The following is a 24,909-nucleotide window of genomic DNA, read 5'->3' on the forward strand; positions in this document are numbered from 1 at the left end:
ATCATTCGTATGCTCAAGTGAGGTCTGTTTATGAGTGTCACTAAAGAAACACAGAGGGCAGAGCTCCATAAGACGATCTGGCGGATCGCAAACGACCTACGTGGCAGCGTGGATGGGTGGGACTTCAAGTCTTACGTGCTCGGCATGCTGTTCTATCGGTTCATTTCTGAGAATCTCACTTCGTATCTGAATGAGCTTGAGCGTGCCGCGGGCAACCCAGATTTCGATTACACGAGGCTACCTGACGCGGATGCTGAGTTTGGTCGGGCGGAGACAGTGTTGGAGAAGGGGTTCTACATACTGCCTTCAGAGTTGTTTGAGAATGTTCGTCGGCAGGCTGCGGAGGATGAAAACCTCAACGAGACACTGGAGCGGGTTTTCACGAACATTGAAGCATCCGCGAAGGGCACAGATTCTGAGGATGACCTCAAGGGGCTCTTTGACGATTTGGATGTGAATTCTTCCAAACTCGGCCCAACGGTTGCGAAGCGCAATGAGAAGCTAGTGAAGCTCCTTGACGCGATCGGGGATCTGAAACTTGGTACCTTCTCCGATAACACCATCGATACATTCGGAGATGCGTACGAGTATCTTATGCAGATGTACGCCTCCAGTGCGGGTAAGTCGGGCGGGGAGTACTACACGCCTCAAGAGGTCTCTGAGCTTCTTGCTCGCATCACTGTTGTTGGAAAGACGAAGGTCAATAAAGTTTATGAAACTTCCCGAGCGGAATGGATACAAATTAGCGGCGGCTATGCGCTCGCGGCTTGAGTGGTGCAAACGAGTGGTGACTGGTGCAAGGGCTCTCGGGTACCTTGAGAAAGGTAGCAAGACGTTCAGGAAGGAGGACTCACAGTGAGTGATGAAGTTGAGGTCGTCAGCGATGGCGAAGGAGCGCTCGTGGTCGGCTCCAACAAAGCCGTGCGACGGTTCCTGAAGCAGAATGGTCTTGCGAAGGTCGCCGACAGCATCGATCTTGAGCGGCTACGCAAAACTCTTGGTGTCGGTTCAGATTTGCTCGAAAGCGTTTCAACTATTGCTGAGCAATCCGCCATGTACCTGAGACTCACGCCTGAGTCGGCACAACGTCTGAAAGACGCGGGCGGTCTGATGTCAACGAAGACCAAGGGCATCAGTCACGCGATGCTTGGTAAGACCGGCGACAGCTCGATGAAGTGGCTCCAGGTCGATACCAAGGCGTCTTCGCTGGTCTCCAACCCCGCAGTTCTCGCAGGAGTTGGTGGCCTCATGAGTCAGGCTGCTCAGCAGGCAGAAGCTCAGGAACTTCGCGAGTTCCTCGTCAGGATCGAGGGGAAACTCGATGATGTTCGCCGCAGCCAACGAAACGCCGTCATAGCTCGGATGCAAACGGCAGCTGGTCAAATCGAAGACGCGCAGACTCTTCGTGAGAACGGCGGAGATCCCAGGACGCTGTGGGACAAAGTTCAAGGGGCGCATTCGGCCATCATCAATGTGCAGGAAGAAACGTTGCTCGCTTTGGGATCACTCGCCGAGAAAGCTCAGGCAGAGGATAAGCCAGGCGCGATCAAGAAAGCGACTAGCGAGATCGAGCAAGAAGTTGCCCTGCACCTGGCTGTCCTTGCACGGTGCTTCGAGCTTGAGGATCAGTTTCGAATCATCGAACTGGATCATGTCATGGCGACTGCCCCCGACTACTTAGAAGGTCACCGGCAAGGTGTGGCGGAGCACCGAGAGAAGCGACGTGGCGCTGTTCTCGGGAAAACTCAGTCGCTGATGCAGCAGTTGGATCGCTCTGGAGCCGTTGCGAACGAGAACATTCTTCTTCACTCCAGAGCGGCACGAGTCATAGTGAAATCGTTGAACGCCACTGCAGAGAGCATTGAGGACTTTCACCAAACGCTCGGGGTGTCCATTGCCAGGGAAGAGATCAGTGCGCTCCCTTGGCGGGAAGCATGGAAAGATCCAGAGCAGCGGAAGACTGCTGGGAAAGAAGCAGGGCAAAAGGCTCTAGTGGGACTTGGAACCGCAGCTGTTGGTGCAGGCACCATCATTGTTAAGCTACGCAACCCAAAGAAATGAGACCACCTGAGACCCGTCCCTGAACACGAAGGTGATCGCTCCGTCGGCGGTGACTTCTGCGTGGTCGGTGAGGGTGTGCCAGAGGTAGGGCGTGAACTCGATCTCGGCGACGTGTAGCTCGGCGAGGTTGAGCTTGTAGTGCTCGTAGGCGCTGAGTCTGTTTTGCAGGTCGGTGATCTCGTCCAGGATGGTGCCGTGCTGTTGCAGCAACTGGGCGTGCTCGGCGGAGAGATTATCGAAGCGCTGCTGGTACTCGGTCTGGTTCTGGGCGACCCGTGCGTTGGTGGCGATCAGTTTCTCAATCGCCTCACCAACGGTTGCCGCTTGCGCGCTGATCCTGTCGGCCTGTAGGCGTAGGTCGGTGGTGTTGAGTTCGGAGAGCAGTGCATCCTCGAGCAGATCATCAGCCGCGCCGCGTTCTGCGAGCAGTTGCCGCACGGCCTCGATGAACGCTTCTTGAATCTGCTGGTCGCTCAGGTGAGGGGTGGTGCAGATCGATCCGCCGTCGTACTTGTGGTTGCAGCGCCATACTCGCTTTTCGTACTTCGACCCGGCGTGCCAGGTTTTCGACCCGTACCAGGAGCCACACTCGCCGCAGCGAATCTTCCCTGAGAAGGTGCGTTGTCGTGACGCTGAGCGGCGTCCTTTCTTGATGGCCGCGAGTTCGGCCTGCACGAAGTCCCACACGGCAGGGTTGATGATTGCCTCATGGTTGCCGGTGACGTAGTACTGGGGCACTTCGCCCTGGTTCGCGATTTGGCGTTTGGTGAGGAAGTCTGCGGTGTAGCTCTTCTGGAGTAGCGCATCACCCTTGTATTTCTCGTTCGTCAAGATGCTGCGCACCTGACCGGCTGACCAGTTCGGGTTCCCGGATGCGGTCTTGTGTCCTTCGGTTTGGAGCCTGCGGGCGATGCCGGTCAGGGAGCCGCCGTCAAGGTAGAGGGCGTAGATGTGCCGCACGAGCTTGGCTTGCGGCTCGTTGATGACGAGGTTGCCGTCCTCGCCTCGGTCGTAACCGAGGAACCGGCTGAACGGGACGGTCACTTTCCCGTCCGCGAACCGCTTCCGGTGTCCCCAGGTGACGTTCTCGGAGATCGACCTGGCTTCCTCCTGCGCGAGGCTGGACATGATGGTGATCAGCAGTTCGCCTTTGGCGTCGAATGTCCAGATGTTCTCCTTTTCGAAGTACACCTCCACCCCGGCATCCTTCAACTGGCGCACGGTGGTGAGCGAGTCGACGGTGTTGCGGGCGAACCGGGACACGGACTTGGTGATGATCAGGTCGATCTTCCCGGCCAATGCGTCAGCGACCATGGACTGGAAGCCGGTGCGATGTTTGGTGGAGGTTCCGGTGATGCCTTCGTCGGTGTAGATGCCTGCGAGCTGCCACCCGGCGTGGTCGGTGATGTAGCGGGTGTAGTAGTCGACCTGCGCCTCATAGGAGGTCACCTGGTCGTCATGGTCGGTGGAGACACGGGCGTAGCCTGCGACTTTACGGATCGTGGTCTGCCCCAGCGGGGTGCCGGTGTGCAGGCGGCGAGTGGCCGGGATCGCGGTGACGGTACGAGCCATTAGCGTTCACCCCGCTCCGCGCGCAGCCTCTCGGCTTCGGCTTTCGCCACCGCCCTGTACTTGGCGAGCGCTTCGGGCGGGGTGGGTGCGCTGCGCCCGTCGATGCCGAGTTTGCGGGCGTACTCCCAGCGGGCTTTGACGAGTTCTGCCCAGGCGGCGCGTTTCGCTGGGGTCCAGGAGGATCGCTTCAGGTTTGGCCGCCACGTGTGGGCGCTGATGGTGCCATCGGTGTAGTGGAACGTGTAGTGGTCTTTCCCGGTCACGTCGATGTGGTCGATGCGAGCAGTGAACACGTCGTCGTCGAACTCGTCGATACCGAGGATGTTGGCGATTAAGGTCTTGAGGGCGGTGTCGGAGATTTCGCTGGTACCGCAACTGGTGGTGCGGCCCTTCTTGCGTTCGGTGCAGATCCAGTGTTCGGTGGTGATCTGGTTTTGGGTCTTGGGGTTGCGACGATTACGGACGAAGGAGCAGCCGCAGGTGGCGCACTTGATTTTCGAGGTCATCGCCACGGTCTCGATGGCCCAGTTGGCTCGTGCCCCCAGGTCGCGGCGGCGGGCGATCTCGGCCTGCACGGCGGTGAAGGTGTCGCGGTCAATGATGGTGGGAATGGCGTTTTCTACCAGATACATGGGGTGCTCGCCGGTGTTGCGCACCGCCCGGCCGGGTTTGCCGTCCGGGGTCGCCCACTGGCCGAGCAGTAGGTCACCGGTGTAGGAGGGGTTTTTCAGGATGTGACGCACCCACTCGCCGGGCATCTTGTTGCTTGCCAATTGCTGTGGGGCGCGTCCGTCGGCGATGAGCTGGGCGGCCATCGCCTCACACGAGGTCGGCGCCATGTACTGGGCGAAAATCCACCGCACCACCTCGGCCTCGGCTTCAATGATCTCGACGTCGGTCGCATCGGCGGAATCTGTGTAGCCGTAGAGGTGGAAGCCGTTGGCCTTGCCCTGCTCGAAGCCCTTACGTACCCGCCATCTCACGTTCTGGCTGATCTGCTCCGACTCGGCCTGCGCGAAGGACGCGAGCAGGGTGAGCACGAGTTCCCCGTCAGCGGAGAACGTGGAGATGTTCTCCTTTTCGAAGCGAACTTCCACGCCGAGGGTTTTCAATTCGCGGATGGTTTCCAGCAGGTCGACGGTGTTGCGGGCGAACCGAGAGATCGACTTGGTCAAGATCAGGTCGATGCCACCGGCGCGGGCACGGTCGAGCATGGCCCGGAACTGGGGACGGTTGGTGGTGGTGCCCGAGATACCCGAGTCGGCGAACACGCCTGCATACTCCCAGCCGGGGGTCGATTGGATCAGTTCGGAGTAATGGGAGATCTGTGCCGACAGTGATTTCGGGGAGCGTTCGGTTTCCATCGAAATCCGGGCATACGCCGCGACCTTTCGTACCCGGGCTCTCTGGGGTGGCGGGGTCACCCGCTCCATCATCACCATCGGCTGCTTTTCCTTATCTGACTAGGGTTTTTGTATCCTTTGCGCGTCTATACATCACTCTGATCGGCCGTGAAGTCAACCAAGGTTTGTGCTTTCAACACCCCGATGTCCGCACCCGCATCAGCAGCGATCCTGGCCGCGACACTGGCCGCCTGCGCTGGCGTGAGGACACCGGATCGTGTGAGGTGGTCGAGTCGGGCGAGCGCGAGTGCCGTTGTCGTTTCGGCACGAAGTTGGGTAGGTGTCATCGGCGGCCACCTCGGGTGCCGAACCGGTGGCGGATGTAGCAGGCGTGAGAGCAGTACACGCGTGTCTTGTTGCCGTAGGCGGCGAATCCCTGCCCGCACTCGGGGCAGGTGAACTCATAGAACGCCCGCCGTTGCCCTGCTTCGGGGTGGGCGTGCCACCACGAGCGCCGACACGCCTCGCAGCAGAACTTTGCCGGACGGGCAGACGCAATCGGTGCCCCGCACGACAGGCACCACACCCCGACCGGATCAGCGACCTGCGGAACAGACGTGTCTGGGGTGACTCCGGCGCGGCGACACCACGTCTTGACCGTGTTCAGGTTGATACCGATGTGAGTGGCGATGTTCGCATACGTGACCCCGGCTCGACGCATCACCGTGATCCGTTCCTGCTGGGCTGATGTCACTACCGTCACGGGCAGCTCCCTTCCATCCGAACCACCCCGGGACAGATAGGTGGTTTCATCTGTCAGGCACCAGCGGCCGTGAAACCGGACGGGCCGCGAACACCTGCTCACCCATACGCCCCCGACACCCACCGAATCCGGACGGGCGACAGCAACTGCCCTTGGAAACGACGAAAAGCCCCGCCACCACCCATGACGGGCAGTGACGGGGCTGATGTCGTGCCGACAGGCGGCGCGGGGCTAGTAGCCGAGCTTTTGATTCACCCGCTTTTGAACAGCCGCGTAGTTGGAGCCGAGTCGGCGCTTGCGCTCGTCGCCATTGCCGTAGTCCCCACGGATCACCGCGTCGGCCAGCGCGTCAATGTTGACCGACGGCGCGGGCTTGGGTGCGGACGGCTTGGGGGCAGAGCCTGCGAGTTTCTCGTTCACCCGCTTCTGCACAGCCGCATAGTTCGATCCGAGGCGGCGCTTGCGTTCCTCACCGTTGCCGTAGTCGCCACGGATCACGGCGTCGGCGAGCGCGTCGATGTTCTGTGGCGTGGACGGTGCGGGCTTCGCAGGCGCGGGCTTGGCGGGGTTGGTGCCGGTCATGTGGTCGTACCAGTACTGGGCACGAGCCATATACGCGGCGTGCTGGGAGCCTGCCAGCGACGCGGGGCATTCGGTCGAGGAGAAGTTCTTGTGGCCGAACACGTTCTTACCCCAGGCCGGGCGGCCGAGCTTGTAGTATCGGCAGATCGCGGCGACGAGGTGGGCACCGTTGTCGAGGCAAGCGTCGGACACCCGCCACGGCTTCGAGGAGATGTCGGCGTGTTCGATACCGATGCTGGTGGTGTTGGCGTTCCAGTTCCCGGCGTGCCAGGCGGTGTCGCGGTCCCACACGAGCTGGCCGATCTTCCCGTCGGACTGCACCTGGTAGTGGGCAGAGGCCTGGCGGTTTTGCCACACGTCGTAGCAGCCTCGGATCGTGAGGTTTCCGGCGTTGTGGTGGATGATGACCTTGTCGATACGCCGACCGCCTCGTCCGGCGGTGTAGTGCTTGTTCATGATGAGGTCGACATCGGCCTCGAGGGTGTTCCAGTTCTTCATCAGCGCTGCTCCTTATCGGTATGGGTTTCAGTTGGGTCGGTGTTGGTGAGGGGTGGTCGTTTGTCGGCGCGGTTGGCGATCAGGTCGAGGGCCTCACGCATCTGTGCGGGGATGGGCAGGCCGAGGCGGGTGGCGTTTTCGATCAGGGAGATGCCTTCGTTGGACAGGTAGAAGAAGATGACCGCTGCCCGTAGCACGCCGGGTGTGCCGATGACTTGGGTGTCGATCAGGTGCGCGAGACCAACCAGGGTGAAGATGAGAATCTTGCGGGAGATGCCCCGAAACCCGACTGCTGAGCTGACGCGGCGTTCGTTGATGGCCGCGAGGACTCCGGTGATGTAGTCGGCGGCAACGAAGATGACCAGGGCGTAGATCAGGCCGTCGAGTCCGCCGAGGTAGGCGGAGAGCCACGCGCCGAGGCTGGCGATGCCGGCTTGGATGGTGTGCCAGAGAGCGTTCAAAGACATGGAGTGTTTCCTTCCGAGGGGTGGGTGGGCATAAAAAACGCCCCCACCCGACACGGGTGAAGGCAGACGTAATACCCACTCTTGGGTATTTAGTGCAACTCACCCCACCCGACACGGGTGAAGGCAGACGTGGATGCGACGAGCGGCGCGGGTTAGATGTTGGGGCTGGTCAGGACTTCCAGGATCGGCATCGTCAAATCCAGGCTTTCCACGACCGGGGCCATCAGCACCGGCTTCTCAGGCAGCACGGCTGCGGCGGGTGTTGGTGTGGTGTCGGAGACGATCGGGGTGATCGGATGTTCCACCACCGTCCCCACCGGCTCCACCGTCCCGACTGGCTCGACGGCGATGTCAGTCTCGCGGGTGGTCATTGGTGTTCCTTCCCGCTGGCGGCTTCGATGGCGTCGTAGAGCACGTCATACGCCTCCGCCGTCTGGCCGGAGAGTTCACCGTCGTAGCTGTCCAAGAGAGTCTTGAAGTCGGTCAGGTGGGTGTCGTAGGTCGGCCCGGATACCTCGGCGAGGGATTCGAGGAGCCGGGTGCGGGCGGTCATGAACTCTGCTGCTTGGTCTGGGTTGGCGAGCCGGAACGTCCCATCAGAGTCCAGCAGCGGCGCACCGTTGTCATCGCGGGCGGCGTATTCAGCCACCAGCTCGTATTCGTCTTCCCCGAACCTGGCGAGGGCTTGTGTGACGAGGGTGAGCAGTTTCGACCGCGCCCTGGACTGCGAGGCTTTCAGAGGCATTTCGGTGAGCAGCTCGGCGACCGGCTGCAGATACTGGTTGGCGAGCATGATGCGCATAGGTGTTCTCCTTAGCTGAGGGTGGTGGGCATGGTGGACAGTCCGGTGTTCGAGTAGTACTGCCAGGTGATGTTCGACCCTGATCCGGAGATCGAGGTGATCCAGCCACGGTTGAACAGCCCGATGAGCGAGTTCATCCGACTCATCAAGTCCCCGACACGGTCGAACAGGCGGGTCATGTTGTAATACGACCCATTGGTGACGACCATCAGGTCATAGGTGTGAAACACGACCTTCGCCAGCCCATTGCTCGACGCCCACCCGGCGTAGGTGCCTTTCCCGGTGAGCGTCGCATCCTGCAAGGTCACGTAGCGCGAGCCGGTGGTGTAGAACTTGTAGCCGTTGGTGCGCAAGTCAGCACCGAGATGAATGCCGGCCTTGCCGTAGAAGCGTCCCTTCGGATCCAGGGTGAGGCAGGTGAAGTAGTCACCGCCCGATGCCGTCTGGTATGTCCAGGCCACATAGTCGCCTTGATAGGAGACCTGGTTGACGATGCCCTGCACGTCGGGCTTGTCCTTGTGGGCACGGCGTGCCATCTCCCCGATGTAGCGGGTGCCGTACCAGAATTTCATCCCGGAACTGGAGATTGTCCCTTCCAAGGTGGAGCCGTTGTACCAGGCGATCTGCGTCGGCGAAATACGGATCGACTGGTTCCATCCGGCCAAGCCCACTTGGATCGCGTTGGCTGCGAGCTTGTCGGCCGTGATCGACTTCGCCGCAATCCGATTCGCCGAGAGATAGCCGGTGGTGATCTTGCCCGCATCCAGCGCAGCGATCTTCGCGCTGGTGATCGCCGCGTCCTTGATCATCGCAGTCGTGATGAACCCGTTGGCGATCGTCAACTTGTCGCTCGTGATCGATCCCGCTGCAATCCGCCCAGCAGCCAAATAGCCCGAGGTGATCTTCGCTGCAGACAGCGACCCGATTTTCGCATCAGTGATCGCGGCGTTGGCAATCATTGCGGTGGTGATGAACCCACTCGCGATGGTCAGCTTGTCGGAGGTGATCGAGCCGGCAGCAATCCGTCCAGCAGCGAGATAGCCGCTGGAGATCTTGGCTGCCGACAGTGAACTGATTTTCGCGTCGGTGATGGCGGCGTCTGCGATGTGTGCGGTGCCGATGGCAGTGTCTCCGATGTGTGCTTGGCTGATCGCTTTCGGCCCGATCATCGCGGCACCGACCGGTGTTTGTTCCCATTGGTTGTTGGTGAGGATATATTGGCGGGCGATCACGCCATCGGCGCGCACTTGCCACAGCGCACCCTCTGGCCGGTCGGCGGCGTCCGCCGCAGTCGGATCGACAAGAGCAACCGTGAGCTGTCCATCCGAAGTCACCGCGATGTCATGGGCGTCTTGCGCCAGCTCCGTCGCGCTTGCGGCAGCAGCCTTGGCCTGGTCAATCTCGACCTGCGCGGTGGCGAGACGTTCATGCACCTGGTCGGCGGCGGTCTGCGCGTCGTGGGCAGCGGCGAGGGCGTGGTCGACTTGCGTGCGGGCGGCGTCGAGTTCGGCCTGGACCTGGGCATGATTCAGATCGGTGGCGAGTGCTATCCAGCCGGGGGTGCCGGTGTCGGTGAGCTGGTAGATCCAGATCTCAACCTGTTCCCCGTTTTGCCGGAACCACGTGTCACCCAGCCTGGCGTTGGCGGGCTGGGTGGTGCCGTAGTGGTTGGTGTTCTTCCCATCCGCCGACGCGAGGGCAAACCCCGCCACATCTTCTGCCTGCCGAGCCGTGTTGACGGCGGTTTTGACTTGGCGGGTGACGGTGGTGAACTTCCCAGCAACACTGCCAAGCTCTACGGACAGGTATGCCTGGCGGAGGGGGTCGTAGTCGTAGCCCACCACCCGCGCTGACAGCGCCACGCCGAGGTCGGTGTGGCGGACGGTGACTGTGTCTCCGAGCAGCACTGTCTCTAACTCGGCCAAATCCGCGTACTCGACGGTGGTAGCCAGGTCGACGAACGACACCTTGTACGAGGCGGATGGCTCATCCACATGCCGGGCGGAGTATTCGAGGGCGGCGAGGCGGCGCAGCTCCGTATACGCCTGATCGAGTGGGAGTTCGTCCTCGCGGGGCTGCTCGGGGTCTTTGATTTCCTTCACGTCGCCGTAGCGCATCACGCGGATACGCGGAGTCGCATACGCACCGAGCTTTGGGGAGTCGACGTAGAGTTCGGGCAGGAGGAGGCCGTCGTAGCCGACCGGCAGAATCCTCGTGACGACCGTGGAGAAGTCGATGGAGGCTTGGTAGCCGGTGAGGTTTTTCCGATCCCGGATCACCACACCCCGATCCTGGCCACGCTGTGTGGCGTGGTGGATGTGCCAGTTGTCCCGGGTTATCTCACCACCCCAGCGGGAGGCGAACGTATTGTCCTCCCCGGTGTCCATGACAGCTTGAGCGAGGGGCATCCGCACCACCCGAGCACTCGCCCGAGTCGTGGTGTCGGAGCTGGTGGCGGTGAACCTGTGCGGCGTGTTGGCGGCTGCGAGGAGCTGGTCGAGTGCGGGCTTGGCGGTTTTGTTCACCACGAACGTGTCGGCGATCAGATTCGCTGCCAGATCGTAGAACAGGTGGAACGCGGTGACTTCGAGCAGGCCGTCGAGGGTGGTGGTGACCTCGTGGATACGGAACCCTTGACGCAGGCTCATCCCCGGCACCGGGCACGCGATGATCGCCTCCAGGGTGAGCAGTAAAGCGGCGGGCGCGTCAGCCGGATACGAGAAAGTCAGACAGTATTCGCCGCAGAGTTCTTCGGTGACCACCGGGTCGATCACCTCCCGATCCAAAACGGCCAGCCCGGTGGTGGTGAAGTCGGTGGCGATGCGGTCGTGAACCGTGATCATCAAAATGCCTCCAAACAGCACAAAGGCCGCCCACCACAGGACGGCCAGGAACAATTGAGCGAACGGGGTGGTTAGAGGTTGCGCCAATTCGGCACGACGACGACCTTGCTGATGCCGGTGCCGAGAGTGATCCGGTTGGCTCCCGGTGTCAGTGTCGGGAAGCTCCCGGTGAGTGCGTCGGTTTGGACGTTTCCTGCGACGTGGGCGACGAGCCGATCCGCATCGAGGGTCACCTGCCCGGCCGGGCTGTTGACTCGACACTGCCGGCCGTTGATGCTGAGCGTGAGTTGGCCGGTGCCATAGACGGTGATGACAGGAGCGGTCTCCAGGAGACCCGGATTCGTCAGCGTCCCTGAACTCGTCAGCGTGACTGGGGTGAGTCCTTCGGTGAGGTAGGTGAAGGGTTGGCAGATCAGTTCAGCCTCGAACACACCCAGCGACGCCAACTCACGGCTGAGCGGACCGACGGCGGCGTGCTTCACCCGTCGGAACAGGCCGGGCTCGCCGGACAGGCTGATTGTCGTCGCGTCCATCAGTGCCTGTGCTGCGTGCCGGTAGCCTGCCATGCCGTCGCCGGTGGGGATAGCGAGTTGGAGGGTGAGGATCGTGTCGTCCCAGCCACCCAGCCGGGTCAAGGTGCCAGCCCGGCCAGCGACATCAATATCGTCGACCACACGCGACGCCACTGGTATCTCCACCGGGGCAGTCAGCCGCAACCCCAACGTGCGGGAGGAGATGGTGTGGTTGAGGGTGAAGGCGAACATTAGGTTCCTCCTGTCAGGGCGAGGTCACGGCGCGACAGCTTGGCGAGCCGGGTATTCATGGCCGGGGCGAGTTTGCCGACCAGCGTGCCGTCGTTGAGCACCACCTGAATATCCAGCGAGCTGAGCAACCTGCGCGCGGTCGTATCGACGATCCCCTCCACATCCACCGTCTGGTCACGAGCCGCTTGTGCGGACATCGCGGCGCTGACGGCTGCGGCCGGGGTGAGGTCAACCGTGGGCATGGTGAGGTTGGCGGTGGCGTCGATGGGCACGTCCACCCCGTCAGCCAGCTCGCTGAACGCGTCCAACGTGTCGGCGGCCAGCGTGGTGGCGGCGTCTGTGGCTTTGCGCCCATCGGTGCGGATGGAGTCGGCGAGGCCTTCGACGAGCATCGAGCCGACCCACGCCATTTCCGTGGAGGGCGAGTGAATGCCGAAGAAGTCGGTAATGCCGTCCCAAATGCTGCTGATCCAGCCGGAGACCTGATCCCACAACCAGCCCGCCAACGACTGGATACCGTTCCACAGGCCGCGCACGAGGTTCGAACCGGCCTCCGCCATCTGCCCCACACCCTGACCGACCGCTGACACGATGCCCGTGATGATCTGCGGGATCGCCGCGACAATCGTGGAGACAATCTGCGGCATGTTGCCCACCAATGCCGTGAGCAGCTGGATACCGGCTTGGACGAGTTGCGGGATGGCTCCTGCAATCCCGTTGATGAGCGCCGAAATGATCTGCGGCAACGCCGCCACAATTGTCGTAATGATCTGCGGCAGAGCACCAATCAACGCGGTCAACAGTTGAATACCGGCGTTGATCAACTGCGGAACTGCTGACACGATGCCGCCGATGATGGCGGTGATGATCTGCGGGAGTGCTTCCACGATCGAGGTGATGATCTGCGGGAGCGCACCAATTAGGGCGGTCAAGAGCTGGATGCCTGCTTGGATGATTTGTGGGATCGCGCCGACCAGGAAGCTGATGATGCCCTCGATGATCGCCGGGAGGGCTTCGATGAGCACTGGGATCGCCGCGAGCAGTCCCTCAGCTAGGCCGAGAATCAACTGGAGTGCAGCGTCCAGCAGGAGCGGCAGGTTGTCCACCAGTTCCTGCACCAGCGCCATCAGCATCTCCACTGCGGCCGGAATCAGCTCCGGCAGCGCTTCGGCGATGCCAGTGACGAGGGTGGCAATAATCTGAATCGCCGCCTCCAACAGAGCCGGGAGGGCTTCGATGATCGCCTCGACCAGCGCCACCACCAGGGTGACGGCAGTTTCCGCGAGCTGTGGCAGCACCTCAATGATCCCCTCCAACAACGAGGTGAGGATCGTCATGCCAGCCTCAACCACGGCGGGCAACTGTTCGGCGATAAACGCCAACGCTTCCTGCAAGACGGTGCCGAGAGTGTCGATGAACGCCGGGACACCGCCTTCTTCAATCGCGGCAGTCAGCTCGTCGATCCAGCCGTTGGCCATCGGCATGACCGTCCCCGCCAAGGCATCGGTAACACCAGTGGCAAGCAGGCCTTTCAGGTTCGCGATCCCGTCCTGCATGGTCGCCAACTGGCCGCTAAAGGTTTGGGATTGGGCGTCCATCGCCCCATAGAACCGGCCACCCTCGGCCGTGGCAGAAGCAAACGCGTCCGCAACCATGTCCGCAGAGATAGCTCCCTGGGCCATTTCCTCCTTCAACTCACCAATGCTCTTGCCGGTCTTGCGGCTGATCTCTTCGAGCGGGTTGAAGCCGGCGTTGATCATCTGCAGCAAATCCTGGCCAGTCAACTTGCCGGTGCTGCTCATTTGCGCGAACGCGAGGGTAAGGGACTCCATTTTGACGGCGTCACCTTGAGAGATGTCGCCGATCTCGTGCAGGTGCTTCTGTGCGTCCTCCAACGACATGCCGAAGCTGAGGAGGGTCTGCATGTTGGAGGCCAAATCTTCCATGCCGAACGGGGTCTTGGCGGCCTCCACCTTCAAGTCGTTGACCAGCTGCTGGGCTTTGGCTTGGTCGCCGAGCATGGTGGTGAAGCTGGTGGTGTATTGCTCCATGCGGGCGTTGTACTCAACACCCTCCTTGAGTGCCCCGGCCATGCCGCGTCCGATACTGGCGATGGCGTGGCCGATGCCCTTGACCCCTGCGACGATGGCTTCGGATGCCAGGTTGGCTTTCAGCACGTCGCCGAAGATGCGGGTCTTACCCCCGGTGGAGTCCATCTCGTCACCGAGATCATCCACAGCAACTTCGAGCTTGCCCGCGTCCTTCGCGGCGTCTTTGGCATCGTCACCGGCACCATCGGCCTCGTCACCGAACTCGGTGAGCGCGTCGTTATTCGACTTCAGCTCGGATTCGAGCTTGTTCAGTTCAGCTCCGGCATTGTTGAGCTGGATCTGCCAGTTCTTCGTCCGCGAATCGTTCTCACCAAACGACGTGGCACTGTTCTGCAACGCGGCTCGGAGGGTTTCGATCTTGGCTTTCTGCGCCTCGATCTCCTTACCCAACACCTGGTTTCGGGCCGTCAACGCTTCGGCGGACTGGTCGTTCTTGTCGAACTGGGAGGCGACCAGCTTCATCTCGCTGCCGAGCACCCGCATCTCACGGTTGATATCCGTGATCGCCCGCTTGAACTCCCGCTCACCCTCCAAACCAATCTTCAAACCAAACGATGAGTCAGCCATGGGGATTCAGCTCCTATGGGAAGATGTGGATGACAAGGAAAGGGGGGCTGGAGTTGAGCGGTATCGATTTCGATGTTCGCGAGTTCGCGCGGCTGCTGTCGACGTTGCCTGCCCATCTACCCATCTCCGATGCGATGGAACAGGCCGATCCTCAAAAGAAAGGCCGTTGGTGGTCCTCACAACGCGAGCACATGAGTAGCTGGTTCGACTCGCAAGCAACCACTGGGAGTGGCTCGTTCACAAGACAAAAGCCCAACATGTCTGCCCGCACCACGTACAACATGCTTCAACACCCGGAGGGCCTCGTGTGGATTGCCGAAGCGCTGGGGGTGGACACACAACTCGTACAACAGGTCGCCAACGATGCCCTTGCCATCAATCGCCGCAGTCGCAGCAAATTCGTTCGCCAGCACTTGCCCTGGGACATGATCGCTGGCCTTGCTAAATCCGAGATGGAATCACGTCGTCGATGAACCACTGACGCAGTGGCTTGGCCCGGCCGGTTTCGAGTCGCCAGCAGTCGATGAGGTCGAGGAGTTCCCCGAACACCATCAGGCCCACCTCCACCCGGCTCAGGTGAAGGTGGGCGATGCCGATGTAGGTGAGCCGGGTGAAGATCGCCTCCGGGCTGTCGACTATTCGGCCTTGGCCTTGGTGGCTTTTGGGTCTGGCTCGGTGGCGATGACTCGGCGGGTGCCGCGCTGCAGGGCTTCGGCGATCGCACCCCGATAGTCGGACAGATCAGCGGGCACGGTCAGCAGCTCCACCGCTTCTTCGGTGAGTTCCGGGCGCAGGTTGTCGGGGTGGCGCAGATTGTGGATGGCGACGGACTGGTTCGCGAGCAGGGTGATCAGCCAGATCACCTCACCCAACGTCGCACCCAGATCACTCGAGGACTCCAATGCTTCGCCGAGGTGTTCCAGGCCGCCGTAGCGCTCCGCGATCACGCGGGTGGCGCGGGTGGTGAGCACCAGCTCGAACTCCTCCCCACCAATCACCACCGTCGCTGACCGGGCGGGGTCAGTCGCCGGAATCGTGGTCTTCGACATTGTTGGCTGCTCCCTTCCCTTTAGCCTGCGGCTACTGCGTCGGTTGCGGGCTCGTACACTGCCGCGTACCAGCCGGTGATTGTCTCGGGCTTGACCCCGGGGCCGCCTTCGGTGACTTCGGCCTTCCACGGATGCCGTCCCTTGCTGTCGGGCTTGTTGCGCCGCAGGATCGTGCCCTCAATCGACGGGGTGGAGAACGTGATGGAGTCGGCTTTGGTGGCGAGCGTCGTGGTCGGCAGGGCGAACTTCACCCGGTAGAGCCAGAAGTACTGGTATTTGCCGTTGGAGCGTGCGGCGCGGAAGCCGATTGCCACCGGCGTGCCGCCATCCTCCGAGGTGGAGATAAGCACCCCGTTGGCATCCAGGGTCGCCCCCGTCAGCGCCGCTGCCGCCTCACCGCCGAGGTCGTCGACGCCAAGCGTGAGCGTGCCGGACTTGAATTCCTTCACGATCTCCGATGCGCCGTCATCGGCATACAAGATGGCCTCAGCTACCTCGACCGACAGTTCGGCGGAGATGGCTTTCGCGAGCGGCTTCGGGGCGGCATAGGTTTCCTCACCCGTGTCCGGGTCTTCGATGATCGTGGCGTAGTAGAGCTTGTCCAAACCAATCGTGGCCATGAGTGTGTTCCTTTCTAGTACTGGTGGTGGGATGCGACATCGATCGCGTAGTGGTGGTAGCCGGTGTCAGCCTCAAACCCGACGTAGCGGCGGGCGGTGACGGTCAGGTCGGCGTCAAGGAGCCCCCTAGTGAGCCGGTCACGAGTGGTGAGGTAGTTGCCGGTGGTGAACACCGCGAGCCGGACTTCCTCGATCTCGACGCCAGGCCGGTTGTCGGCGAACACGTCGAACACGTCGCTCAATGGCGTGGCGACGAGGTAGGTGGCCGGTGCAGGACTGTCGGTGAACAGGCCGACGGCGATCGGCAGACCCTCCTGATCGGCGATCGCCGTTAGTTGTTCCAAGAGCGGGGCGGTCATGGTTTCACCTGCCCGAACTTGGCTGCCAACGCCTGTTTCATGGCTTCGACCGCGCCACTCCTGGTCTGGTTCCTGGTGGGTGCCAGGAACGGCCGGGCGGGCTGACTACTTCTGCCGTGTTCGAGGACGTTGGCGATGAGCGCGCTCGAGCGCCCGTCACGCCGGTTTTCGGCAAACCCGACCTTGACGTTGTGATCTCCACGGGAGTTCACCTTCACGCTCGTGGTGCCGAGCGCGCCGAGCAGCTGGCCGGTCGACCGCGACGGCTCCTTAGTGCCAGCACCGATGGCTGCGGCAAGGTTGGAACGCATCCGTGGCTCGACCACGGCGGCCCCGGCACCGAGCACCTCATCGGCGGAGGCTTCCAGCACGTTGGATGCGGCGTTGAGGGAGTCGATGAAGGCGTTGGGGAGCCTGATTTGCACACGCGCCATGACTAGCTCCCTTCAGGCGTGATGGTGTGGGCGAGGATCTCCACATAGCGGCCGATCTGTTCGGCGCTGTCGATGCGGTAGCGGCTGTCTGGGCCGGTGATCTCCATGTCAGTGGTGACTGCTAGTCCGGGGATGGTGCGGATACGGAACAGCCGGTCGGCTTTCGTGTAGGCGGCACGGTTCACCCACGCCGCCGAGGCATGCCGGGTCTCCACATACGCCCGCACGGTCGCTCGTATCTCGTCACGGGTCGACGTGAACCCAGCTGCATCCCGCTCGACCACGGGTTGGATGAGATCAACAGTGGTGCGCATGCTCCCAAGCGAAGCCATGATCTACACCTTCCAGTCGCGGTCGAGGCGCAGCAGGTTGTTCACCGCAGCCCATACGGCCTTGGCGGCTTCGGGTTTGTCCGCCCAAAACCCTGCCGTGGCACCGTCGCGGGATTCGTAGAAATGACTCGCGAGCATGACGACGCCTTGCCGGGTCGCCCCCGACATTGCCGTCTGCTCGTAGTGGCCTTCTTCGAGGTGTTGGAAGCTGCACGCGTAGGAGGTGGCCGCATTGACCAGCGCGGTAATCAGCGTGTCGTCGTCATCAAACGTGATGAGCAGATTCTGCTTGACCTGCTCGACCAGTTCGGATGTGTTCATGGTGGCCACCTCCTCTCCGTGAGCAAGGCCGGGGTTAGGCGCTGGACTTCTGGGTGAGCAGTTTGACGGCTTCGGGCAGGATGAGCTTCCCGTCGAGGCGTTGGGAGGCGAGGAACCCGACCTGCCCGCTGGTGGCAAACAGCTCATTGAGCCGTTTGAAGGAACGTCCCTGCCGGTCGGCGATCCAGTAGTAGGCCAGATCCCCGAACGCCACCGTGGATGCGCCTGCCTTGATTTCGGGCACGAACGCCGACGTGTACACGGGCCGGCCCAGCACCATGTCGGGTGTGCCGGCGGTGAGGGCTGGCTGCCACAGGTACTGGCCGTTGCCGTCCTTGAGCTTGCGCACGGTTTTGACGGTGGCGTCGTTCATCAGCCACACCGCGTTCTTCCGGTACGGGGCACGCAGACTGTAGTGCAGGTCGATCAGCTCATCCGCGCTGATGTCAGTGGCCTTCGCGGTGGTGACGGCATTCTCCCCGCCCCCGGTCGCAGCGAAGATGCCGGTGGGCTTGCCCGCACCGTCACCGACGAGGAAGGCTTCTTCTTCGGCGGCACCAATCCGGCGAGCGAACTCGGCTGCCAAGTACTGCTCGATATCAAACGCAGCATCGTTGAGCAGCTCCTCGCTGATTTTGAGGAATGTGCCAAGCTTGAACGCCGAGAGAGTGACCTGGGTGAAGGTTTCATCCGACTCGGTGTAGGGCTTGCCCTCATCGAGCCAGCCCGCCGCCCCATGTGTGGAGACGACCGGAATCTTGCGGTCACCGCTGGTGGTCTGGAGGACCTTCGCCAGGGTGCGCATCACGTTCTGATCGGCCAGTTCCTGGACGAGGGTGTGCTCGAATTCGTCGGGCACCAGATAGCCGCCCTCGGTATCCACACCCTCACTCAGGGCGTTGCGCACCTCCAGCGGCGAGCTGTTGAGGCGCATCGCGTCCCAGAACGCCCGCTGATACGAGGCAGTTGCACGCGGCGAAACCTTGGGGTTAGCGTCGTCGTTGTCGATGGTGATGCCGGGCATCGAAGTCAGCGGCATATTCGTGGCCTTGGCGAGGTCGGAGTCACGGCGCTGGGCACGCTCACTACGGGCGATCTCGGCGGTCAGCTTGTCGATATCGGCCTCCATGCGGGCGTATGCCTCGTCATCCTCAACGGACAGGCAGCCAGTGGCGGTGTCGCGGCGTTCGTCAAGGAATGCCTTGGCCTGGTCCCAAATGTGGGCGCGCTTGGTGCGCAGGTCGGAAATGGTCATCGTGGACATGAGAAGTTCTCCTTCATTTAGTGGGCTCGGTTGGTCAGTTGGGCGTACAAATCAACAACCCGCCGACCACGAGAGCCAGCGGGCTGAACAGAAACAGGAACTGGCGCACCGTGCGGGACGTCCAGCTGGTGGTGGGTGCAGGCGGCGACGAGCTGCTGCTCCCAGGTGCGCCGGGCAAACACCACGCCGTCCTCGTGGTTCTTCTTGGGCGGGTACGGCGACCCCTTCTTGGACGGCTTGCCGTCGTCGTCCTCATCCGGCTCGTCAGGCTCAGGCTCGGTGCCGTCCTCGTCTGGCCCATCAGACTCGGGCTCGTCCTCGTCAGGCTTCTTCTTGTCCGGCTCCGCATCGAAGATCGGGTCGCGGCTGCCGGTGAGCAGCTCGTCGGCAAAGCCAAGGTCGATCGCAGCACGGGCGTCCATCCACGTTTCGGCATCCATCAACTTCGACAGCTTCGCCCGCGACAGGCCGGTTTTGAGTTGGTAGGCGTTGAGGATCGCGTCCTTGACCGACTCCAACATCGACATGGCTTTCGCGAGCTCGTCTTTGTCGCCCACGGCCAGGGTGGCGGGGTTGTGGATCATCAACATGCTCACCGGGGTCATCGCCACCGTGCTGGCTGCCATCGCAATCACGCTCGCAGCGGAGGCGGCGATGCCGTCGATGTTGACGGTGACCTGGCAGGGATAGTCGAGCAGCATGTTGTAGATCTGGGCAGCCGCCACCACGTCCCCGCCAGGCGAATTGAGCCAGATCGTCACCGGGCCGGTGCCGGCGTTGAGTTCGCTGGCGAAGATGGCGGGGGTGATGTCGTCGTCGAACCAGGATTCGTTGGCAATCTGCCCATTGATACGCAAAACCCGGACGCCATCAGCATCCGGGTCACTTGTGTCCGGCTCGGGGTCGAGCCAATTCCAGAAACGTCTCACAATCGTGTCCTCCTCAAAAATCGCTCATCAGACGCAGGTACAGATGGTTCGCCGGACGGCTGCCCGTCAAATTCGGCCTCGTCAGGTTCAGTCGGGTCGGGCTCGTCGTTGGTGGTTTGGGCGGCGGCGTAGGCACCAGCCAACCCGAGCGGGAGCATGTTGCCGTTGATTAGGTAGAGGTCGCCGCCGGCCTCGGGGTCGATGCGGTCGAGGTTTTCCAGTTCGCGGATGTCATTGGCGGACATCCACCCGTTCTGCCTGGCCACCGCATACCCGTTCATGCGGGAGACGTAGTCGCCGCGCAGCAGCCCTTCGACGTTGAACTTCACGAACAAGGACGGCTTCTCGCGGGGGCTGAGCAGGGTTTTGGTGATGGCTTGTTCGAAGCGGATCACCCACGGGTCGAGCGTGTACTTCACGAACTCCAACGACTGCTGCTCAATGTTCGAGAACGAGGACTTCTCCAGATCACCGATCATGTGGGGCGGGATGCGAAAGATGCGGGCGATCTCGTTGATCTGAAACTTGCGGGTTTCCAAGAACTGCGCCTGCTCCGGGGAGACGGAGATCGGCGTGTACTTCATGCCCTCCTCTAGCACCGCGATCTTGTTGCCGTTCCTCGCCCCACCGAAGGTGGCCTGCCAGGATTCACGCACTCGGGCGGGGTCTTTGATCGTGCCCGGATGCTCCAACACACCGCCCGGTGCCGCACCGTTGGCGAAAAAGCTCGCGCCGTAGTCCTCGGTGGCCTGCGCGAGTCCGATGGCGTTCTTTGCCATCGCGATCGGGCTGTAGCCGACCAAGCCGTCGAAGCCCAGGCCGGGAATGTGCAACACCTCGTGCGGACTCAGCCGGACGGTTTCGAAGCGGCCTGCCGGTTCATCCCAGGTGCGCTGATACTCGTAATAGAGGCGGCCCTGTTCGTCGCGTCCGACGGTCATCCGGTTCGGCATCAACGGATACAGGCCAACCACTTCATCCAGCCCGTTGCGCAGGACTTGCGCGAAGGCGTTACCCCACAGCAGCAGGTGCGTCATGAGGGTTTCACGGAACACGAAGCTGGTCATCTCCGGGTTCGGCTCGTCATGCAGCAGCCGGTAGAGCGGATGGTGGAGCGCCTTCACCTTCGACCCGTCCGCGCCCTGCCGGTAGACATGCAACGGCAGACCGGCGATCGCCTCAGCGAGGATGCGCACGCACGAGTAGACGGCAGTCATCTGCATCGCGCTGCGCTCCGTCACCGGACGACCGCTGGTGGTGCCGCCAAAGAAGAAGCTGTAGCCGCCACCAGACAGCGCGTGATCTTCTGCAGGACGTTTCGATTCGCCGCGCAGCCAGTTACGAAAACCCATGAGTGTGCTCCTTCGTGGGAAAATGGCACAGAATGGAGGTGCCTATGACTCGCGAGAAGATGAGCGAGGCCGAAGCTGAACAGCGCTTCGTCGCCATGCTTGAGGCTGACGGGTGGACGGTGACGACCAACAATCCTGATTTCGCTGATGTCATCGCCACTAAGCTGGGCGAGCCTCGTCTTGTCGCAGAGGTCAAAGGTCACACCGCAGCACCCGGCCTGGATGTGAACACCTTGTACGGCCAGATCCTGAACCGGATGAGTGACCTCAGCGGCAATACCCGCTACGCGATCGTGGTACCCGAGTCGATTCTGGACAAAGTCGAACGCGTGACGCCAGAATTGCGGGCGATCCTCAAACTGGAGACTTGGGCGGTGCCCGCCGAGGGCGACCCGTACCAGGCTTGAGTCACAGCACGAGTAGTCCGCGCTGGTCGTAGACGGAGCCGGCGTGGTGGTCGCCTGCGCGTCGGATGGCGCGGTCGAGAGCCATGATCGTGGCGACCACGCCGTCGATCTTCTCCGTGGATTTCTGCTTGTCGGGTTTGATGTTCCCGGCCGGGTCGGTACGAACGTGAATGTTGTCAACCATCCATGACAGAACAGGGTGGCCGCCGTGGGCGAGCTTGCCTTCGAGCGCCAGCTTCATCAACTCCTTGGATGGTGGGGACATGTCTTTGAAGCCCTGCCCGAAGGGGACGACGGTGAATCCGGCGTCCTCAAGGTTCTGGCTCATTTGGACGGCACCCCACCGGTCGAACGCGATCTCCCGAATATCGAACCGGGTGCCGAGTTCTTCGATGAATGCTTCGATCGCCCCGTAATGCACAACGTTCCCTTCGGTCGTCTGCAGGAAGCCCTGTTGGTGCCAGAGGTCGTAGGGCACGTGGTCACGAGCCACCCTTAGTTTGAGGTTGTCTTCGGGAATCCAGAACCACGGAGCGATCACATACGGCTCGTCACTGGTCTGAGGTGGGAATACGAGGACGAACGCAGTGATGTCCGTCGTGCTGGCGAGATCGAGGCCGCCGTAGCAAACCCGGCCTTCCAGATCGGACAGGTCTACGGGAGCCGAGTTGTTGTTCCACACGTGCATGGGCATCCACCGCACCGACTGCTTCACCCACTGGTTCAAACGCAGCTGCCGGAACGTGTTCTCCTCAGCCGGATTCTGCCTGGCCGAGTTGCACGCGACGCGCACCTTCTCGATCGGCACCGTGATCCCCAGGGATGGGTTGGCTTTCGCCCACACCTTCTCGTCGGTCCAGTCATCCTCACGGTCCGCCCCGTAAATCACCGGGTAGAACGTCGGGTCGTGCTTCTTACCCGCGAGGATGTCCTCGGCCTTCCCATGCTGCTCGTAACAAATGCTGTGAGTATCGGTGCCGGCGGTCGTGATCAGGAAATACAACGGCTGGGTACGCGCATCCCCGGAGCCTTTCGTCATCACGTCGAACAGGGCCCGGTTCGGCTGGGTGTGGAGCTCGTCGAACACGACCCCGGAAATGTTGAACCCGTGCTTCGAATACGCCTCAGCTGAGAGGACTTGGTAGAAGGAGTTGGTGGGCTTGTAGATGATCCGCTTCTGGCTGGCGAGGATCTTCACCCGCTTGGACAAGGCCGGACTCATGCGCACCATGTCGGCCGCGACCTCGAACACGATCGACGCTTGCTGACGGTCAGCAGCGCAGCCGTAGACTTCAGCGCGCTCCTCACCATCGCCGCACGTCAACAGCAGCGCGACGGCGGCGGCCAGTTCTGATTTGCCCTGCTTCTTGGGTATCTCGACGTAGGCGGTGGTGAACTGTCGGTAGCCGTCTTCTTTCACGGTGCCGAACAAGTCCCGGATGATCCGTTCCTGCCAGTCAATGAGCTGGAAGGGCTTCCCGGACCAGCGACCCTTGGTGTGCTTCAAGGCTTGGATGAACGCGACCGCGAAGTCGGCCTTCCGCTTGTCATAGGTGGAGCCTGCGGCCATGAACCTGGTCGGCGTGTAGGTGTCGAGAGTGCGCATCACGCCCATCAGGCTCCTTTCAATGCTGGGTGGTTAGTTGGTGTGGGCGAAGGCCCAGGCGATGGCGTGGCCGGCGTCGGCGAACAGTTCGTCAGCCTCGGCGACCAGGGCGAGTTCGCATTCAATGACGCCTCGGGCGTCTGGCCCCCACCCGGGGATGGGCTGCTGGGCGAGCTTGTAGACGCGGGCGTCGTTTCCGATCCGGCCTTTGCCCAGGTGCCGGTATGCCGAAGCGAGGACGAAATCTCCGTAGGCGATCACCGTGCCGTAGCTGTCGGTCGCCATCTGCAGCTGCTCCATCGTGGTCTTTTCGTTGTTCATGACCTTCTCCTTGTCCTCTTGTTCGGTCATGTACATACAGCCATAGGTGTGCGGACTTATCCAGTCGTAAAAGCCCTCATCAGCCCACTATTTTCAAGAGTTTTCGACGCCGCCCTAGGAGCACGGAAACCGCCCGAAGAGGGCGGCTCCCACGCTGGTTTCCGGCTCAGTTGATGGTCAGGTGCCAGGCAGGGATGAGTCGGCGCTCGCCGGTCACCGGGTCGGCGAAGCGGTCGTTGACTTCGGTCATGCCCGTCAAGGTGGATCCCGCGTGGGTGAGCTGCCAGATGATCTCAGTCAGGCCGGTCTGGTTCGCGCTGATCGTGAACTCGCCGATGCCGTGCTGGCGCAGTTCGTCGAGGATGCCGGACACATCGGAGTCGTAGAGGCCTTCGGCGAAGTCGAGCAGCTCGTTGCCCGCCCGCTGGGTGTTCATGTGGGCGGTGAGCAGGCTCGTGGACGAGGTTTGGGTGCGGGTCGCGATCTGCTGGTCGAGGTCGTCAATTGTGTTCATCCCTGGCTCCTATCTGGTTGGCGTGTGACATATACAGCCATAGGGGCGGGTGCTTATCCAGTCGTTCTTCGCTGATTCTCGAACGGAGAATCAATTGCCTGTTTCGGGAGGGTTTCCCACGCGTCTTCGCCGGGGATGAGGCCGAGGGTGGAGCCGCAGTCCCAGTCCACGTGCACCGTGCCAGCGTCATCGACGAACATGATGGTTCCCTCATCGCCGGGAGCCAGGCGCGTGTATGGGTCGGTGGTTGCCACCAGCCGGATTCGCCGCCCTTCCACATTCGCATTCATCGCACAGCCTCCGTTGCGAGCAGCGTTTTCCATGCCGCGTTACCTTCCAAATTCGCCAGCAGGACTCGGCGCACGTTCTTGTAGCTGTCGCCGATCATGCCGAGGCGCAGCAGCCAGCAGCGCATCGCATACTTGTCGTTCCCGCCCGTCTCGGCAGGCTTCGCGGACATTCTCGTGGCGACCTTGGCGTGCTCGAAGATCCGGGCGATCAGCACCGTGGCAGCCTCCACAACCTGCGGGTCGGGCACCTGGTCGAACCAGGGGAATTCGACCATCCCCGCGTCGGCGTCGATGTGCATCGGAGTCGCTGGGATCTGGAGAGCTGTGGCGATGAGCCGTCCTTTCGCCGCCAAGGTCGCCTCCACCTTCCCGGCGGTTGCCTCGTTCCAGTCGGTGGTTGGGAACACCAACGTCAACCCCAACTCCTGGGCCACCGGCGTGTCTGCTGGGAATCCGGCCTGCGCGGCGGCTTCAGCTAGGACGGCGCTGTCGGCGGTGCCGGGCAGATGCAGCAGCCAGTCACGATCCAATGTGGCCTGGCCCATCTGGTAGGCGAACGACGGGGTACCCAAGTACTCGGCATGCGCGCCGAGATGAGTGGCGATGAGCGCGGCGAGCTGTTTGCGGCTTTTCTTCTGTTTGGCGAACTGGATTGTTGTCATGACCATCTCCTTTAGTTGTTTCCCCTGGTCGGGGTGATTTTTGGTCATGTACATACACACTCTATTCCGCCTGAAT

At 61.9% G+C, this 24,909-nt stretch carries 27 protein-coding genes and 1 pseudogene; 4 read left to right on the plus strand and 24 right to left on the minus strand.

Features of this window, described 5'->3' with window-relative positions; genetic code table 11:
- Positions 1-30: 30 nt before the first annotated feature.
- Together FYJ24_RS08330 and FYJ24_RS08335 are read left to right on the plus strand one after the other, a co-directional pair.
- Positions 31-717: pseudogene (locus FYJ24_RS08330) on the plus strand (type I restriction-modification system subunit M); the annotation flags it as partial.
- Between the two features lie 138 nt (positions 718-855).
- On the plus strand, positions 856-2,061 hold the full coding sequence (locus FYJ24_RS08335; protein WP_154545409.1) for a hypothetical protein: 1,206 nt from the start codon (positions 856-858) through the stop codon (positions 2,059-2,061).
- Here the strand turns inward: FYJ24_RS08335 and FYJ24_RS08340 are convergent.
- The 10 genes from FYJ24_RS08340 to FYJ24_RS08385 all read right to left on the minus strand — a co-directional run bounded on the left by FYJ24_RS08340 (position 2,041) and on the right by FYJ24_RS08385 (position 14,373).
- Positions 2,041-3,633 (minus strand): recombinase family protein, encoded by a 1,593-nt coding sequence (locus FYJ24_RS08340; RefSeq protein WP_154545411.1) that lies wholly within the window; start codon positions 3,631-3,633, stop codon positions 2,041-2,043. The two genes, FYJ24_RS08335 and FYJ24_RS08340, sit on opposite strands and share 21 nt — an antisense overlap.
- A complete protein-coding gene (locus FYJ24_RS08345; protein WP_206192595.1) occupies positions 3,633-5,075 on the minus strand; it encodes a recombinase family protein in 1,443 nt (480 codons plus the stop codon). The genes FYJ24_RS08340 and FYJ24_RS08345 overlap by 1 nt, the downstream gene beginning before the upstream one ends.
- Positions 5,076-5,122: 47 nt before the next feature.
- Positions 5,123-5,323, minus strand: coding sequence for a hypothetical protein (locus FYJ24_RS08350; protein ID WP_154545413.1), 201 nt, complete (start codon positions 5,321-5,323; stop codon positions 5,123-5,125).
- A 647-nt stretch (positions 5,324-5,970) separates the two neighbouring features.
- Positions 5,971-6,819 (minus strand): N-acetylmuramoyl-L-alanine amidase, encoded by an 849-nt coding sequence (locus FYJ24_RS08355; protein WP_154545415.1) that lies wholly within the window; start codon positions 6,817-6,819, stop codon positions 5,971-5,973.
- Positions 6,819-7,286 carry a phage holin family protein gene (locus tag FYJ24_RS08360; protein WP_025252127.1) on the minus strand — a complete coding sequence of 156 codons (468 nt, stop codon included), beginning with the start codon at positions 7,284-7,286 and terminating at the stop codon, positions 6,819-6,821. Before FYJ24_RS08360 ends, FYJ24_RS08355 begins: the two co-directional genes overlap by 1 nt.
- A gap of 152 nt (positions 7,287-7,438) precedes the next feature.
- Positions 7,439-7,657: a hypothetical protein gene (locus FYJ24_RS08365; RefSeq protein ID WP_025252128.1), complete on the minus strand. Its 219-nt coding sequence runs from the start codon at positions 7,655-7,657 to the stop codon at positions 7,439-7,441.
- Entirely contained in the window at positions 7,654-8,088 is a 435-nt protein-coding gene (locus FYJ24_RS08370; RefSeq protein WP_154545417.1) for a DUF1617 family protein, read from the minus strand. The genes FYJ24_RS08365 and FYJ24_RS08370 overlap by 4 nt, the downstream gene beginning before the upstream one ends.
- Positions 8,089-8,099: 11 nt before the next feature.
- Positions 8,100-10,931: a phage tail spike protein gene (locus FYJ24_RS08375; protein ID WP_154545419.1), complete on the minus strand. Its 2,832-nt coding sequence runs from the start codon at positions 10,929-10,931 to the stop codon at positions 8,100-8,102.
- Positions 10,932-11,002: 71 nt separating this feature from the next.
- A complete protein-coding gene (locus tag FYJ24_RS08380) occupies positions 11,003-11,695 on the minus strand; it encodes a hypothetical protein (protein WP_025252131.1) in 693 nt (230 codons plus the stop codon).
- The gene (locus FYJ24_RS08385; protein ID WP_154545421.1) at positions 11,695-14,373 is read right to left on the minus strand and encodes a phage tail protein; all 2,679 of its coding nucleotides are present in this window, start codon (positions 14,371-14,373) and stop codon (positions 11,695-11,697) included. Before FYJ24_RS08385 ends, FYJ24_RS08380 begins: the two co-directional genes overlap by 1 nt.
- A gap of 29 nt (positions 14,374-14,402) precedes the next feature.
- Between FYJ24_RS08385 and FYJ24_RS08390 the strand changes: the two genes are divergently transcribed.
- Positions 14,403-14,846 (plus strand): hypothetical protein, encoded by a 444-nt coding sequence (locus FYJ24_RS08390; RefSeq protein ID WP_154545423.1) that lies wholly within the window; start codon positions 14,403-14,405, stop codon positions 14,844-14,846.
- A gap of 162 nt (positions 14,847-15,008) precedes the next feature.
- Here the strand turns inward: FYJ24_RS08390 and FYJ24_RS08395 are convergent, their stop codons facing one another.
- Genes FYJ24_RS08395 through FYJ24_RS08435 form a run of 9 tightly spaced genes read right to left on the minus strand, consistent with a single transcriptional unit; the run spans position 15,009 to position 21,033 of the window.
- A complete protein-coding gene (locus FYJ24_RS08395) occupies positions 15,009-15,422 on the minus strand; it encodes a hypothetical protein (protein WP_025252134.1) in 414 nt (137 codons plus the stop codon).
- A gap of 20 nt (positions 15,423-15,442) precedes the next feature.
- A complete protein-coding gene (locus FYJ24_RS08400; protein ID WP_025252135.1) occupies positions 15,443-16,042 on the minus strand; it encodes a major tail protein in 600 nt (199 codons plus the stop codon).
- Positions 16,043-16,056: 14 nt separating this feature from the next.
- Positions 16,057-16,401, minus strand: coding sequence for a hypothetical protein (locus FYJ24_RS08405; RefSeq protein ID WP_025252136.1), 345 nt, complete (start codon positions 16,399-16,401; stop codon positions 16,057-16,059).
- On the minus strand, positions 16,398-16,835 hold the full coding sequence (locus FYJ24_RS08410) for an HK97-gp10 family putative phage morphogenesis protein (protein WP_025252137.1): 438 nt from the start codon (positions 16,833-16,835) through the stop codon (positions 16,398-16,400). Before FYJ24_RS08410 ends, FYJ24_RS08405 begins: the two co-directional genes overlap by 4 nt.
- Positions 16,836-16,837: 2 nt before the next feature.
- Complete coding sequence (locus FYJ24_RS08415; RefSeq protein WP_154545425.1) at positions 16,838-17,167, minus strand: phage head completion protein; 330 nt, start codon at positions 17,165-17,167, stop codon at positions 16,838-16,840.
- Positions 17,168-17,170: 3 nt separating this feature from the next.
- Positions 17,171-17,488, minus strand: a complete 318-nt coding sequence (locus tag FYJ24_RS08420; protein ID WP_154545427.1) for a head-tail connector protein — start codon at positions 17,486-17,488, stop codon at positions 17,171-17,173.
- A 34-nt stretch (positions 17,489-17,522) separates the two neighbouring features.
- The gene (locus tag FYJ24_RS08425; RefSeq protein WP_154545429.1) at positions 17,523-18,752 is read right to left on the minus strand and encodes a phage major capsid protein; all 1,230 of its coding nucleotides are present in this window, start codon (positions 18,750-18,752) and stop codon (positions 17,523-17,525) included.
- 17 nt (positions 18,753-18,769) lie between these two features.
- Positions 18,770-19,681, minus strand: a complete 912-nt coding sequence (locus FYJ24_RS08430) for a head maturation protease, ClpP-related (protein ID WP_318656604.1) — start codon at positions 19,679-19,681, stop codon at positions 18,770-18,772.
- Positions 19,678-21,033, minus strand: a complete 1,356-nt coding sequence (locus FYJ24_RS08435; RefSeq protein WP_154545431.1) for a phage portal protein — start codon at positions 21,031-21,033, stop codon at positions 19,678-19,680. Before FYJ24_RS08435 ends, FYJ24_RS08430 begins: the two co-directional genes overlap by 4 nt.
- A 44-nt stretch (positions 21,034-21,077) precedes the next feature.
- On the opposite strand from FYJ24_RS08435, the gene FYJ24_RS08440 reads away from it, so the two are divergent.
- Entirely contained in the window at positions 21,078-21,440 is a 363-nt protein-coding gene (locus FYJ24_RS08440) for a hypothetical protein (protein WP_154545433.1), read from the plus strand.
- A 1-nt stretch (position 21,441) separates the two neighbouring features.
- Here the strand turns inward: FYJ24_RS08440 and FYJ24_RS08445 are convergent, their stop codons facing one another.
- The 5 genes from FYJ24_RS08445 to FYJ24_RS08465 all read right to left on the minus strand — a co-directional run bounded on the left by FYJ24_RS08445 (position 21,442) and on the right by FYJ24_RS08465 (position 24,881).
- On the minus strand, positions 21,442-23,046 hold the full coding sequence (locus tag FYJ24_RS08445) for a terminase large subunit (RefSeq protein WP_154545517.1): 1,605 nt from the start codon (positions 23,044-23,046) through the stop codon (positions 21,442-21,444).
- 33 nt (positions 23,047-23,079) lie between these two features.
- Complete coding sequence (locus FYJ24_RS08450) at positions 23,080-23,403, minus strand: Nmad4 family putative nucleotide modification protein (protein ID WP_206192596.1); 324 nt, start codon at positions 23,401-23,403, stop codon at positions 23,080-23,082.
- Between the two features lie 130 nt (positions 23,404-23,533).
- A complete protein-coding gene (locus FYJ24_RS08455; protein ID WP_154545435.1) occupies positions 23,534-23,881 on the minus strand; it encodes a DUF7698 family protein in 348 nt (115 codons plus the stop codon).
- 53 nt (positions 23,882-23,934) lie between these two features.
- Positions 23,935-24,171, minus strand: coding sequence for a DUF4314 domain-containing protein (locus FYJ24_RS08460; RefSeq protein ID WP_154545437.1), 237 nt, complete (start codon positions 24,169-24,171; stop codon positions 23,935-23,937).
- Positions 24,168-24,881: a hypothetical protein gene (locus FYJ24_RS08465; RefSeq protein ID WP_404814710.1), complete on the minus strand. Its 714-nt coding sequence runs from the start codon at positions 24,879-24,881 to the stop codon at positions 24,168-24,170. The genes FYJ24_RS08460 and FYJ24_RS08465 overlap by 4 nt, the downstream gene beginning before the upstream one ends.
- Positions 24,882-24,909: the final 28 nt, after the last annotated feature.

The sequence above is a fragment of the Scrofimicrobium canadense genome, from assembly GCF_009696615.1.
Classification (GTDB): Bacteria; Actinomycetota; Actinomycetes; order Actinomycetales; family Actinomycetaceae; genus Scrofimicrobium; species Scrofimicrobium canadense.